The 13,350-nt window shown below is 69.2% G+C and carries 12 protein-coding genes; 5 read left to right on the forward strand and 7 right to left on the reverse strand.

The features are described 5' to 3' along the window. Nucleotides 1-58: 58 nt before the first annotated feature. The 3 genes from groES to AB1578_16330 form a co-directional block, all read right to left on the reverse strand. On the reverse strand, nucleotides 59-349 hold the full coding sequence (gene groES, locus AB1578_16320) for a co-chaperone GroES (GenBank protein MEW6489468.1): 291 nt from the start codon (nucleotides 347-349) through the stop codon (nucleotides 59-61). Between the two features lie 256 nt (nucleotides 350-605). After that, the gene (gap, locus tag AB1578_16325) at nucleotides 606-1,610 is read right to left on the reverse strand and encodes a type I glyceraldehyde-3-phosphate dehydrogenase (GenBank protein MEW6489469.1); all 1,005 of its coding nucleotides are present in this window, start codon (nucleotides 1,608-1,610) and stop codon (nucleotides 606-608) included. A 4-nt stretch (nucleotides 1,611-1,614) separates the two neighbouring features. Then, a complete protein-coding gene (locus tag AB1578_16330; GenBank protein ID MEW6489470.1) occupies nucleotides 1,615-2,628 on the reverse strand; it encodes a glyceraldehyde 3-phosphate dehydrogenase NAD-binding domain-containing protein in 1,014 nt (337 codons plus the stop codon). 409 nt (nucleotides 2,629-3,037) lie between these two features. Between AB1578_16330 and AB1578_16335 the strand changes: the two genes are divergently transcribed. The 5 genes from AB1578_16335 (at nucleotide 3,038) to AB1578_16355 (ending at nucleotide 7,146) form a co-directional block, all read left to right on the forward strand. Further along, the gene (locus tag AB1578_16335; protein MEW6489471.1) at nucleotides 3,038-3,298 is read left to right on the forward strand and encodes a 4Fe-4S binding protein; all 261 of its coding nucleotides are present in this window, start codon (nucleotides 3,038-3,040) and stop codon (nucleotides 3,296-3,298) included. Next, the gene (locus AB1578_16340) at nucleotides 3,295-4,443 is read left to right on the forward strand and encodes a 2-oxoacid:acceptor oxidoreductase subunit alpha (GenBank protein ID MEW6489472.1); all 1,149 of its coding nucleotides are present in this window, start codon (nucleotides 3,295-3,297) and stop codon (nucleotides 4,441-4,443) included. Before AB1578_16335 ends, AB1578_16340 begins: the two co-directional genes overlap by 4 nt. Further along, nucleotides 4,443-5,327 carry a 2-oxoacid:ferredoxin oxidoreductase subunit beta gene (locus AB1578_16345; protein ID MEW6489473.1) on the forward strand — a complete coding sequence of 295 codons (885 nt, stop codon included), beginning with the start codon at nucleotides 4,443-4,445 and terminating at the stop codon, nucleotides 5,325-5,327. Before AB1578_16340 ends, AB1578_16345 begins: the two co-directional genes overlap by 1 nt. Before the next feature lie 13 nt (nucleotides 5,328-5,340). After that, entirely contained in the window at nucleotides 5,341-5,910 is a 570-nt protein-coding gene (locus AB1578_16350; protein MEW6489474.1) for a 2-oxoacid:acceptor oxidoreductase family protein, read from the forward strand. A 180-nt stretch (nucleotides 5,911-6,090) separates the two neighbouring features. Next, nucleotides 6,091-7,146, forward strand: a complete 1,056-nt coding sequence (locus AB1578_16355; protein ID MEW6489475.1) for a hypothetical protein — start codon at nucleotides 6,091-6,093, stop codon at nucleotides 7,144-7,146. 246 nt (nucleotides 7,147-7,392) lie between these two features. Here AB1578_16355 and AB1578_16360 read toward each other — a convergent pair whose 3' ends face one another. From AB1578_16360 to AB1578_16375, 4 genes are all read right to left on the reverse strand, one after another. After that, complete coding sequence (locus tag AB1578_16360; protein MEW6489476.1) at nucleotides 7,393-8,730, reverse strand: OFA family MFS transporter; 1,338 nt, start codon at nucleotides 8,728-8,730, stop codon at nucleotides 7,393-7,395. A 729-nt stretch (nucleotides 8,731-9,459) separates the two neighbouring features. Continuing rightward, complete coding sequence (locus tag AB1578_16365; protein MEW6489477.1) at nucleotides 9,460-10,851, reverse strand: sigma-54 dependent transcriptional regulator; 1,392 nt, start codon at nucleotides 10,849-10,851, stop codon at nucleotides 9,460-9,462. A 1-nt stretch (nucleotide 10,852) separates the two neighbouring features. Beyond that, on the reverse strand, nucleotides 10,853-12,805 hold the full coding sequence (locus tag AB1578_16370) for a cache domain-containing protein (GenBank protein MEW6489478.1): 1,953 nt from the start codon (nucleotides 12,803-12,805) through the stop codon (nucleotides 10,853-10,855). A 226-nt stretch (nucleotides 12,806-13,031) separates the two neighbouring features. Further along, the coding region (locus AB1578_16375) for a tetratricopeptide repeat protein (GenBank protein MEW6489479.1) at nucleotides 13,032-13,350 on the reverse strand (319 nt) is incomplete at its 5' end.

Genomic DNA, 13,350 nt, shown 5'->3' on the forward strand with positions numbered 1-13,350 from the left:
CCATTTCGTATTCCTCCTTTGAAGGGGTGGGTCTTGGGTGGGGTGGCGGCGCGGGGCCTTAGCCCTCGATCACGCCCATGATGTCGTCTTCGCGCATGATGAGGAGCTCTTCGCCCTCCACCTTGATCTCGGTGCCCGCGTACTTGGAGAAGAGCACCTTGTCGCCCGCCTTGATGTCGAGGGGCTGGACCTTGCCGTCCTCGTTGCGCTTGCCGGGGCCGGCGGCGACGATCTCGCCCTTCTGGGGCTTCTCCTTGGCCGTGTCGGGGATGATGATTCCGCCGGCGGTCTTCTGCTCCTCCTCGAGTCGCTTCACGATGACGCGGTCCTGCAGGGGTCGGATCTTCATCTCGCTTGCCTCCTTTTTCCCAGTGGTTCGTGGGGTTGGTTTCGCGATGGCTGGCACTCGTCTCCCCGGAGTGCTAACGGAGGCGCAAGGTAACCACCTGCCCACCGGGCGTCAAGACCGGAGCGAAAAAAAGTTCGGGAAGAGGGGGAGAGACCCAGGGGGAGCTGGCGCCGGAGGGCCCCCAGAGGCCATCGGGGGTCGGGGGTCGGGGGTCGGGGGTCGGGGGTCGGGGGGGGTTGGAGGCCTCCCCCCCCGGCTACGCCCGCAGGCCTTCCAGGACCCGGATCAGGTCCACCACCCGGTTCGAGTAGCCCCACTCGTTGTCGTACCAGGACAGGACCTTGGCCGCGTGCTCGCCGATGGTCTGGGTCAGGGGGGCGTCGAAGATCGAGGAGTGGGGGTCCCCGATGATGTCGCTCGAGACCAGGGGGGCTTCGCTGTAGCGCAGCACCCCGCGCAGCCGGTCGGTCTCGGCCGCGGCGCGCACCGCGTCGTTGATCTTCTGCACCGACACGATTTCCCGCAGCAGCACCACCAGGTCCACGATGGACCCGTCCGGCACCGGAACCCGCATGGCCATGCCGTCGAGCCTGCCCTTGAGGTGGGGGAGCACCTTGCCCACGGCCCGGGCCGCCCCGGTGGTGGTGGGGATGGTGTTCTCCGCCGCGGCGCGGCTGCGGCGCCAGTCCGAATGGGGCACGTCGGCCAGGCGCTGGTCGTTGGTGTAGGCGTGCACCGTGGTCATGAGCCCCCGCTCAATCCCGAACTCCCGGTCGAGCACCGCCGCCAGGGGAGCGAGGCAGTTGGTGGTGCAGGAGGCGTTGGAGACGATCCGGTGCTCCGGGCGCAGCTGGTCCTCGTTGACCCCGATGACGACCGTGGCGTCGATCTCGTCCTTGGCCGGCACCGTGAGCACGACCCGCCCTGCCCCGGCGTCCAGGTGCGCCTGGAGCTGCTCCCGCTTGCGGAAGACCCCGGTGGCCTCGATCACGTAGTCGATCCCCAGCTCCTTCCAGGGCAGCTCCCCGGGGTTTCGCAGGGAGAGCATGCGCACCGTCTGGCGGGGGCTGCGGAGCACGTCGCCCTCCACCGTCACGTTGCCGGGGAAGGCCCCCATGATGGTGTCGTGGCGCAGCAGATAGGCCAGGGCCTGCACGTCGGCCAGGTCGTTGACGGCCACCACCTCCATCTCGTCCCGGGCCTCCAGGAGCCGAAAGACGCTTCGCCCGATGCGGCCGAACCCGTTGATCGCGATGCGCATGGCATTAACCTCCGAACCCGGGCTGGGCCATGCGGCGGGCCAGCTCCAGCATGCGGGCGGCGTAGGCCCAGCCGTTGTCGAACCAGGTAAGGGTCTTCACCATTCCGGGGCCCATCCCCAGGGTGGCCGAGGCGTCGAAGACCGCGGAGGCGAGGTTTCCCTTCACGTCACTCGAGACGATGGGGTCCTCGGTGTAGTCGGCGAGGCCGCGGTAGGCCCCTTGCGCCGCCTGTCCCAGGATGGCGTTCACCTCCTCGGCCGAGAGCGGCTTCGCCAGCAGGGTCACAAGATCGATGTTGGACCCCACCATTACCGGAACGTTGAGGGAAACCCCCTTCACGCGCCCCCGGAGCGCCGGGATCATGGCCTCCACGGCGCCGGGCGCCCAGGTGGGGTTGGGAATGATGTTCTTGGCGGCGCTGCGGCTCCAGCGAGGGCTCGGCTTGGCCGTATCGCTGAGCTGCTGATCCCCGGTCACCGCGTGCACGGTGGTCATGAACGCCCACTCGACCCCGGCGGCGTCGTGGAGGATCTTGAGCGCCAGTCCCAGGGCGTGGCTGGAGCTCGAGCCGTTGGAGACGATCCGGTCCTCGGGCCGCAGGTCGGCGTCGTTCACGCCGTTGATGATGGTGCGGTCGATGGGGTCCAGGGCCGGGGTGGAGAGCAGCACCTTGCGGGCCCCGGCCGCGAGATGGCGCTCGAGCTCCTCCCGGCGGCGGAACCGGCCCGTGCACTCGAGCACCACGTCCACCCCGAACACGTCCCAGGGGATGACCCCCGGGGTGGACTCTTGCAGGTAGCGCACCCGCTGCGGCCCTGCCGAGAGGTGGTTCCCCTCCACCCGCACCTCCTCCGGGAACGTTCCCTCGATGGTGCCGTGGCTGAGCAAGTAGGCCAGGGATTCCAGATCGGCCACGTCGCTGACGGCCACGAACTCCAGGTCCGGCTCCCGGTACCCGAGCCGAAACAGGTTTCTCCCGATGCGGCCGAAGCCGGAGATGCCGATGCGAATCGCCATGATGCCATCTTCCTCCGGGGGGAGACCCGGTCCAGGGGAGGCCCGTGGGGCGGCCGGGTGCCACTATAGCCCCGGACCGGGCGGTGGCAAGGGGGCCGCACCGGGGCTTCCAGGATCCACCATCAAACTTTGGGGCGGGGTCGGGGGGCCCTGTAGCGCAGCCGCGCGCCGCATCGACCGATCGACGGCACCCGGTGCAACCCGGTGAAGCTCGGCGCACCGATTCCCTCGGGGAGATGCCCTCTGGAGGCCGCGGACTGCGCGGCGGAGCGGAAGGGCCCCCCGACCCCGCTTGCCACTCAGGTGGTGGATCACGGGCCTTTCCGGTCCTTGACACCCGCAGCCGCCTCGCCTAGAAGGCTCTGGTTGACCCGCTGCGCAAGAGACCGAGGGAGAGGAAGTCACGGCCATGAGCGCCAAGTCAGCCCCCCGGGCCCGCAAGCCCAAGGTCGCCCCGGGCGAGAATCCCATTACCGTGTACCCCGCCTGGTGCAAGCGGTGCGGCATCTGCATGGCCTTCTGCCCCAAGAACGTGCTGGAGCCGGGCCCCGACGGGAGCCCCTGCGCCGCCCGGCCCCAGGACTGCATCCTGTGCCGCATGTGCGAGCTGCGGTGCCCCGACTTCGCCATCTCGGTGGCCCCCCAAGAGGGTGCGGAGGAGACGCCATGAGCCGCGACGCCGCCCGGGAGCTCCTCCTCCAGGGCAACGAGGCAGTGGTGGAAGGGGCGATCGCCGCCGGGTGCCGCTTCTACGCGGGCTATCCCATCACGCCCTCCACCGAGATCGCCGAGGCGCTCTCCGTGCGCCTTCCCGCCCTGGACGGAACCTTCATCCAGATGGAAGACGAGATCGCGAGCTTGGGAGCCTGCCTGGGGGCGAGCCTGGCGGGGGCCAAGACCATGACCGCCACCTCGGGCCCCGGCTTCAGCCTCATGCAGGAGCTCATCGGCTACGGGTGCATCGCCGAGATCCCCACGGTGATCGTCAACGTGATGCGCGCCGGGCCCTCCACGGGTCTTCCCACGAGCCCCAGCCAGGGCGACGTGATGCAGGCCCGCTGGGGAACCCACGGCGACCACCCCATCATCGTGCTCACGGCCTCGGGGGTCCGGGAGGCCTTCGACATGACCGTGCGGGCCTTCAACCTGGCCGAGAAGTACCGGAACCCCGTGATCCTCCTCCTGGACGAGGTGGTGGGTCACATGCGGGAGAAGGTGCGCCTGCCCGCCCCCGAGGCCGTCGAGCGCCTGGAGCGCATCCGCCCGAGCGTGCCCCCCGAGTGGTACGCGCCCTACGAGGAGACCAACACGGGCGTACCGCCCATGGCCGCCTTCGGCGACGGGTACCGCTACCACGTGACCGGGCTCGTCCACGACCGCATGGGGTTTCCCACCCAGAAACGCACCGAGATCCTGGCGGGCACCGACCGCCTCTTCAAGAAGATCGAGCGGGGCTTCCGGGAGATTTGCCTCACCGAGGCCGTGGGGCTCGAAGACGCCACCGCCGCCGTGGTCGCCTACGGCTCGGTGGCCCGTAGCGCCCGGGAGGCGGTGGAGGCCGCCCGGGCCGAGGGACACAGGGTGGGGCTCCTGCGGCTCCAGACCCTGTGGCCCTTTCCCCGAGCGGCCTTCGAGCGGATTTTGGGCGCCGAGGGGGTGCGCGCGCTCCTGGTGTGCGAGATGAACCGGGGGCAGGTGTACCGGGAGGTGCTGCGGGTGGCCCGGGGGCGGTGCGAGGTGCACAAGCTCTCCAAGGTCGACGGCGAGGCCATCACCCCCCAGGAGATCGCCAAGGCCCTGCGGGAGGTGCGCTGATGGAGCTCTCCAACCGGCAGGTGATGCACGAGTACCTGCGCCACGCCAAGAAGTTCCCCCACATCTGGTGCCCCGGGTGCGGCAACGGCATCGTGCTCGGGGCGCTCCTTCGGGCGATCCACGGCATGGGCTGGAAGAAGGACGACGTGATGATGGCCAGCGGCATCGGCTGCTCGAGCCGGGCCCCGGTGTACGTGGACTTCAACACCCTGCACACCGCCCACGGCCGGGCACTCACCTTCGCCACCGGCGTCAAGCTCGCCCGCCCCCGGCTCAACGTGGTGGTGGTGATGGGAGACGGCGACGCTCTGGGAATCGGGGGCAACCACTTCATCCACGCCTGCCGCCGCAACATCGACATGACCGCCGTGGTCGTGAACAACTTCATCTACGGCATGACCGGCGGCCAGCAGAGCCCCACCACGCCCCAGGGAGCCCGGGCCACCACCGCCATGCTCGGCACCCTGGACCAGCCCTTCGACCTGGGGCAGCTTGCCGCCGCCGCGGGCGCCACCTTCGTGGCCCGCACCACCACCTACCACGTGCGCGAGATCGAGAGCCTGCTCCAGAAGGCCTTCGCCCACAAGGGCTTCGCGGTAGTGGAGGTCATCGCCGGGTGCCCCACCTGCTACGGCCGCCGCAACCGCCTCGGCGGCCCGGTGGAGATGGTGCGCGCCCAGAAGGAGCTCGCCGTGCCCGTGGCGAAGGCAGCCACCCTGTCCGCCGAAGAGCTCGCCGGAAAGATCGTCACCGGTGTGCTGGTCGAACGCCAGGCGCCGGAGTACGGGGAGCAGTACGCAAGGCTCCGGGAGGCCGCCCGGCCCAAGCAACCCGAGCGGGCCGAGGTGGACCGCACCGACAAGGCCGGCGACGAGCCGAGGTGAGGGAGGAGAGCCCATGCGGACCGACATCCGACTGGCGGGATCCGGGGGCCAGGGCCTCATCACCGCCGGGGTGATCCTGGCCGAAGCAGCCGGCCTGCACGAGGGCAAGCACGTGGCCCAGACCCAGTCCTACGGGCCCGAGGCCCGGGGCGGGGCAAGCAAGGCCGAGGTGGTGATCTCGGACGGGCCCATCCACTACCCCAAGGCCCAGCGCCTCGACGTGCTGCTCGCCATGACCCAGGAGGCCTGCGACCGGTACTTCCACGACCTCAAGGCCGAGGGGACGCTCATCGTCGACGCCGACCTGGTCCCCAATCCCCCCACCTCCGCGGCCCTCGCCGTCCCCATCACCCGCCTCGTGCGCGAGGTCCTGGGCCGCGACCTCTTCGCCAACATCGCGGCGCTGGGCGTGGTGGCCGGAGCCACCGGCATCGTGGGCCTCCCGGCCCTGGAGGCCGCCGTCCTCTCCCGGGTGCCCAAGGGCACCGAGGAAGCCAACCGGAAAGCCCTCGAGACCGGCTTTGCGGCCGGCCGCGACGCCGCCCGGGGCGGCCCCGGCGAGGAGTTCGTGGCGGACGCCTGACCCCTGTCCTGCCTCTCGGCAAACCTTTCTCCACTCAGATAGCGGAATTATCCGAGCGGCTACTTTTCGCTCGGCCCCCCAGGACTATGATGAAACCCATCTGCGGCCGCAAACGCTTCTGGGCCGCCTGTCCCACGTGGCGGGAAAACCCTGCGAGCGGGCCGGGGAAAGGAGGCTGCAATGTGCACGAAGAAGGTGGTGGCTGTGGTTGGCTCGATCCTGGCGCTGGCGCTGGCGTCGGCAGGGTGCGGAGGGGGGGGAGGAGGAGGAGGGGACGGTGAGGTCCAGGGATTTCGGTTCACCCAGGCCGACATGAGCGAAGCCGCCGGAGTCGGCGCTGCCATGACGGAGATCTTCCCGGGCGTCACCGAGGTGACGATGATGGTCCTGGGATCCATCATCGAGGGCCCGCCTCCGGCGCGACAGGCGGCGCTCGTGGTTCCCATCGGGGACCTGGGGCTGTGCGTCACGGGGACGGCGGAGCTCACCTGGGACGACCGCGACAACGACGCGGCCCTCTCTTCCGGGGACGCCGCGACCCTCGCCTTCACCGACTGCGACATGGACGACGAGGGGACTCTGACCAGCGGGACGGCCTCCTTCAGTTTCACCTCCGTGGAACTGCCCACCGCCGTCATTGCCCTCGTGACCCTGGACATCACGAGCGAAGGGACCCTCGACGGTGCCCCCGCGACGGAGGGATTCTCCGGGAGCTTCCGGCTGGCGCTCGCGACCGCCGACGGCGCCACTTTCACCGCCACCTTCGGCGCACCCAACCGCAGCGACGTCGTCCGCTTCAGCCTGAACGGCGAAGTGCTGGGGCAGTTCGGGTGCTTCGACGTCGTGCAGACCTTCTCACGGGAGAGTCCGGAGGCCTACACCCTGGCTCCCCGGGGCATCGGCAACGTGGGGGGCCAGATCCTGCAGCTCGGCAGCTACTGGGGGCCGGACGTGCCCCTGTCCTTCCAGCCGGGTTTCGGGCCCGAGCCCGTGCCCACGTCGGGCACGCTCACCTACCTGAGCTTCGACGGCCGCCCCAACACGCCTCCCAGCTTCGGGGAGTTGTCCGCCTGCACCGTCGTGGGAAGCCCCGGGGAGGTGGACACGGACAACTCCTCCCTCCTCCTCACGGCGACGGGGGGCGAAAACATACTGCTGGAAGTCTTCAACAACCTCGACCTCGTTCCCCCGCCGATTGCCCAGGTCAACACCACCTGGTCGGCGCTGATGGACTGAGGGACCGCCTCGCCCCTCCCGAGCAGCACGTTCGAAACACGAGGGCCCCGCCGCGGCGGGGCCCTCTCTCCTCCACTCGGGGCAGGCCCGAGGAATGGACTATAAAGAAATTCGGCTGACCCTTGACAGCTCCGGGAGAGCCGTAGGGCGGGGCTTGCCCCGCCAAACCGGCGGGCGAACCCCGCTACGCGGGAACCGCCCGCCCTACCGTTTCATCCCTCGGGGTGATCGAAGGTCATGGGCAACTCAGTTGGCGGCGGTGGCGACGCCGGGCCGGGCCTCTCCGGCAAGGACTTCGGCGGTCTGGGCAGCCTCTTCGGCCAGGGCTTCGGCTTCCTGGTAGGCCTTGCCCTCGCGCAGGGTCAGCACGAGGCCGGCGCCGGCCAGCAGGAGCACCCCGGCCAGCACAAACGAGGTCTCGTAGCTGCCGGTCTTCGCGGCCAGCATCTGGGAGATGCGGCCCATGACGAAGCCGCTCACGCCCCAGGCGCTAAAGAGCACGCCGTAGTTGGCGCCGAAGTTCTTCAGGCCCCAGAAGTCCTTGGCGAAGGAGGGGAACAGGCTCAGGTTCGTGCCGTAGTTGAACCCGATGAAGGTGGCCAGGAGCACCAGGTAGACGGCACTTCCGGTGCGCATGGCGGGGATCGCGGCGAACATGAGCGCGGCCTGGGCGGCCATCATGATGAGGAGGGTGCGGCTGCGGCCGATGCGGTCCGACACGACCCCGGCAACGATCCGTCCGGCCGCGTTGCCGATGGCCATGGTCGCGACGGCGACGAAGGCCAGGGTTCCGAGGCTCCGCTGGGCCATGCCGGCGACGCTGCCGATCACCATGAGGCCGGCGCCCGAGCCGATGAAGAAGCACGCCCACAGGATGTAGAAGTTGATGGTCTTCACCATCTCCGAGGGCCGGTAGTCGCCGCGCACCTTGATGGAAGGGGCGGCCTTGACGGCGGCGTCCTTCTTCTTCGCGACCTCACCGAAGAGGTAGCCCTGGGGCGGATTTACCAGGAGCAGGGACAGGCCGCCCACGACCACCGTGAAGGAGGCGCCGAAGATCAGCATGGAGGTCTGGACCCCGAAGGCGCCCACCAGGAGGGTGGCCAGCGGCGCGATGTACACCGACGCGAGACCGAACCCCGACACCACGATGCCCGCGATGAGGCCCGTGCGAGCCGGGGGGAACCACTTGAGGGCGGGAGGGGTGGCTGCGGAGTAGCCGAACCCGATGCCCAGGCCCGCCAGCACGCCGAAGCCCAGGACCCAGGCCAGGTAGCTCGTGGTCTGGGAGATCCACAGGAAGCCGGCCCCCACCAGGAGCCCCCCCACCAGGGCGGTGAGCCGGGGACCAAAGCGGTCCTGCACCCTGCCGGCCACGATCATCGCGAACGAGAAGACCAGGCAGCACATCGCGTAGGGGTCGTTGAGGGAGGCGAGATCCCAGCGAAAGGCACCGCCTTCGCTGATGGAAGCGGCGATCGCCCCCTTGAAGATGCTCCAGGTGTACAGGATTCCCAGGGCCAGGTTGATGCCGGTTCCCGCCAGGGCGACGCTCCAGCCTCGGTTCTTCGTCGGCACTGCCATGTCGATTCCTCCTCTGTGGTCGGTGATGCGGCAACTTGGGGCGGGGGGGGCGTTCCCCCGCGGAGCGGCTTCGCAAAGCGCCGGTTGCCATGGCCTCCCCAACGAGGCACCCGCCGGAGAGACGCGAAACGGCGAACCGACTCTCGACGCGAGCTCCTGGAACCGGGAGCAGTCCGCGTACCGGGCCGTGCAGTAGCGCACGATGGTTTCCACGTCGGAGGTGGAGATGTAGTCCTCCCCCACCCCACAGCCGGACTCCCTCGCGCCGTAGAACCGGCAGAGATCTCCCGTTCCCATGGTCACGCCTCGCGGCTTCGTGTCTGCGCCCGCCCCGCGGCAGACGGTACCTTCGGCTCGCCCTCTCCCTAGCAACACCGATGCCACGTTTTGGCAAACTTCGTTTTGCATTTAGTTTTCATAGTATTTCCAGCTACTTACGAGATCCTTTCCCCCGATTCGCGGGACGACGCTCCTCCGTTTGTCGCGGCATTGCAAATACCGGTTTGCACGAGCACGCCGCAAACGAGGCCCCCGGGAGACACCTCGAGACGTCTTATCGTCGCAAACCATCGCTACGACAGGCGTTTCAGGGAATCGACGAAGTTCGGGAACCTGGTTTTGCAGAAATGCGACGGCCGGCTCGCAGGTTTCGCAGTTTCGCGAACGGGGTGGGAATGGGGGGCGCCAGGACCCCCGAAGGGAGGCGGCGCACCGCTGGCAGGTGCGGGATCAGGCGCACTCTTCCTTGCGCAGCCCGTACTTCTTGATCTTGCGGTAGATGGTCGCCATGTTCATGTCCGCGAGCCGCGCGGCTTCCTCCACGCTTCCTCCGGTGGCGCGCAGAAGCCGCCGCAGGTACGCCACCTCGAAGCGGGCGAGAGCCGCGGCGTAATCCGCGGCCTCGACACCCGCCGCCCCTTCTTCGGGCGCACCGGCCGCCAGATCGCGGCCGGTGAACTGGGCCAGGACACGGAGATCCACGTACTCCCCGCTGCTCACCGCCAGGCACGCCTCCACGACGTTTCGCAGCTGCCGCACGTTGCCGGGCCAGGGGTGGCGGGAGGCCGCCTCCATGGCGTCGGGGGTGAAACCCTTGACCCGGGTATCGAAGCGGGCGTTGAGCTCCCGGAGGAGGTGGGCGATCAGCAGGGGAATGTCGCCCGGGCGTTCCCGCAGGGGGGGAAGGTGCAGGTTCACCACGTTGAGGCGGTAGAAGAGGTCCTCCCGGAACCTCCCCTCCCGCACGTCCGCCTCCAGATCCGCGTTGGTGGCCGAGAGCACCCGCACGTTGACCCGGGTGGGCCGGGTATCGCCCACCCGGTAGAACTCCTGCTCTTGCAGGAAGCGCAGGAGGGTCTTCTGCACATCGGCGGGAAGGGTGCCCACCTCGTCGAGGAACAGGGTCCCCCCGTCCGCGGTCTCCAGCAGCCCTTTCCGGTCCCGGTCGGCACCGGTGTACGCCCCCTTGCGGCTGCCGAAGAGCTCGCTCTCGAGGAGGGTGTGGGGCAGGGCGCCGCAGTTGATGGCCACGAACTTGCCGGTGCGCCGGGGAGAGTGGGCGTGGATCGCCTGGGCGACCAGCTCCTTTCCCGTGCCCGACTCCCCGGTAATCAGCACCGGTATGTCGCGCGCCGCCACCTTGCGCGCCGTCTCCAGCACCGCGAGGAGCCGAGGCGAGTCGCCCACGATGCTTCCGAAGCGCGACTTCTCCGCCAGCTCTTCCTTGAGGCCGCGGTTCTCCTCGAGGAGCTCGCTCTGGCGAAGCGCGTTGCGGATCCGGTAGAGGAGCTCTTCGGGCTCGAAGGGCTTGGTGAGCATGTCGTAGGCCCCCTTGCGCAGGGCGGCGATGGACATCTCCACGGTGGCATGGGCCGTGACGACGATGACGGGCAGCGAGGGATCGGCGGCCTTGACCCGCTGGAGCACCTCGAGTCCGTCCATGCCGGGCATCTTCACGTCGGTGATGAGGAGGTCGAACCGGCCGGCCTCGAACGCCTCCACCGCCTCGGTGGAGCGGGTGCGGGTGGTGACCTCGTAGCCGCTGTCGCTCAAGATGGCGTCCACCATCCGGCACAGGGCTTCCTCGTCGTCGATGACGAGGATGCGCTTGGCGTCCCCCATCTCAAAAGGCCTCGGGGGAGACGGGGAAGCTCAGGGTGACCGTGGTCCCCTGGCCCACGGCACTCTCCACCCGGATCGTTCCGTGGTGCTGCTCGACAATCTGCTTGCTGATGGCCAGGCCCAGCCCCGTGCCCCGCCCCTTGGTGGTAAAGAACGGCTCGAAGACCTTCTCCAGGTGCTCGGGGGGAATGCCGGAGCCCGTGTCCTGGAAGACCACTTCCACGAAGCCCGGCTCTGTTTGGGCCGTGCGCAGCACGAGCCGCCCTCCGCTCGGCATGGCTGCTCCGGCGTTGAGGATGAGATTGATCGCCACCTGGCGCACCTGATCGGGGTCCAGGGGCACGTGGGGCAGGGACGGATCGAGCTCCTTGACCACCGTGACGCCCTGCATGTCGGTGTGGTTGGCGGCAAAGTCGGCAATCTGGCCCAGGAGCTCGTTCAGGTCGGTATCCAGCAGCGCGGGCCGGGGCACGCGGGCATAGCCCAGGAGATCCTGGACGATCTTCTTGCAGCGGTTGCTCTCGCGCCGGATCTCCTGGATGTATTTGAGGTTCGGGTCCTCGGGGTCGAGCTTCTTCTCGATGTACCCCGAGTAGCCCAGGATGACCCCGAGGGGGTTGTTGATCTCGTGGGCCACGCCCGAGGCCAGCACCCCCAGGGAGGCCATCTTCCCCTGCTGGGCGAGGGTGTCCTCCATCTCCCGGTTGCGCTTGAGGATCTCGGTGAGGCGATTGAAGGTGGTCGCCAGCTCGCCGAGCTCGTCGGCCGAGTCCACGGGGATCTTCTCGTCGAGCTTGCCTCGCTTGACCCGGCGCACGGCCTGGATCACGCGCTGGATGGGATCGGTGTAGACCTTGGCGGCCCAGAAGACGAAGACCACCGCCACCAGGCCCACCACCAAGGAGAGGAGCCCCACGGTCCACCGGATGCGGCCGCGGATCACGTTGGCCTCCCGGTAGAACTCGTCTTCGTAGGATCCGACGGCCACGATCCAGTCCCAGGGCTCGAAGTGCTCGTACCGCACGATCTTCGTGCGCGCCACGGGATCCCCGGGATTCCTCCAGGGGTACCGCACCCACCCGCTCCCCTGCTCGCACATCTCCCGGATGAACGCCCGGCCTTCGTCGTCGCGCTCGTCGTAGATGCGCTGGCCCTCTCGCGAGGGGTGGATGGTCAACACCCCGTCGCGGGTCATGGCGTAGATGTAGCCGGTTTCCCCCACCCTCTTCTCGACGATCCGGTTCTTGAGGTCCTGGAAGGCTCGGCGCTCGAAGGCGGCGTCCTCATAGGTCTCGTCCAGGTAGCTCCCGGCGGCGAGGATCCAGTCCCACTCGGGAAAGTAGCGGTACGCCACGACCTTGCGCCGGGGGTGGACGTCGCCCAGAACCTCGTTGCGCCAGGGATAGACGATGGTGAGCACCTCGCCGGGGGCCGCCGCGGGCGCCCTTTCGCACATCTCCCGGATGAAGTAGCGCCCGTCTTCGTCCTGCTCGTCGTAGATGGTGTCGCCTTCCCGGGCCGGGTGGATCGTGAGCGTTCCCCCGGTGGTCATGGCATAGAGGTAGCCGGTCTCCCCCACGTTCACCGCCCGCAGGGCCCTGCGGGCTTCCCGCTGGGCCGCGGGCAGCCCCACGGAGCCGGCCCGGTAGTGCTCGTGCTCGGCCCCGATGAGGTTGTAGGCGAAGTTCACCAGGGTGGCGAGATCGCTCTCCACCATCGCCTTCTTGTCCTGTTTGTACACCTGGAACTGCTGGTGGTGGGCGTGGAGGAGGTCGACGCTGAACTGGGCCATGTGCTCCAGGTCGGCGGCGCTCGTCTGGGTGATGCCGCGGTATGCCTGGCGGGTGGCAATGGCCCCCACGACGACGCCCACGAGCAGCACCGGCACCACCACCAGGGGAAGCACCATGGCCAGGAGCTTCCAGCGAAGCTTCAGATCCTTGAGGAAACGCATGTGTGGCCTGCCCTCCCGCCGACCCCGGGCGCCCGTTCGGGCCGGGCGCGCGGCGTCGCGTGGCGCTTCAAGACCCCGGTTCGGGCGCGGCCAAGGCTACCGGGCGCGGCCGATCGGAGTCAAGGCGGGGCGAAGGGGAACAAAACGGCTCCGGGAGATTCTCAAACGCCGTATGTCGACAACCCGGCGCGGCCGGAGGCCCGATCCACGTCTCCCGGCCGGCGGATCAGCGGGCCTCGAGCTCCCGGGCTCGAGCTTCGGCGGCCCGCGCGCCGGCCTCGTCGCCCTGGGCTCGGCGGGCCTTCGCGACCAGTTGCTGGCAGCGCGCCGCGAAGAGGTGCTCCCCGGGCGCCGACAGGCCCAAGGCCTTGAGCGCGAAGGACTCTGCCTGACGCGGCTCGCCCTGGGCCAGCCGGACCTCGGCGAGCCGCGCCCAGAGATCCGGGTTCGCCGGCTCGATGCGAAGGGCTCGCTCCAGGGCCGCGGCGGCGGGGCCGGGGCGGCCGGGGGGGGGCGGGGCCGCGGCCGGGGGCCGGCGCGCCCCC

This window comes from Thermodesulfobacteriota bacterium (genome assembly GCA_040756475.1).
Lineage (GTDB): Bacteria > Desulfobacterota > Deferrisomatia > Deferrisomatales > JACRMM01 > JBFLZB01.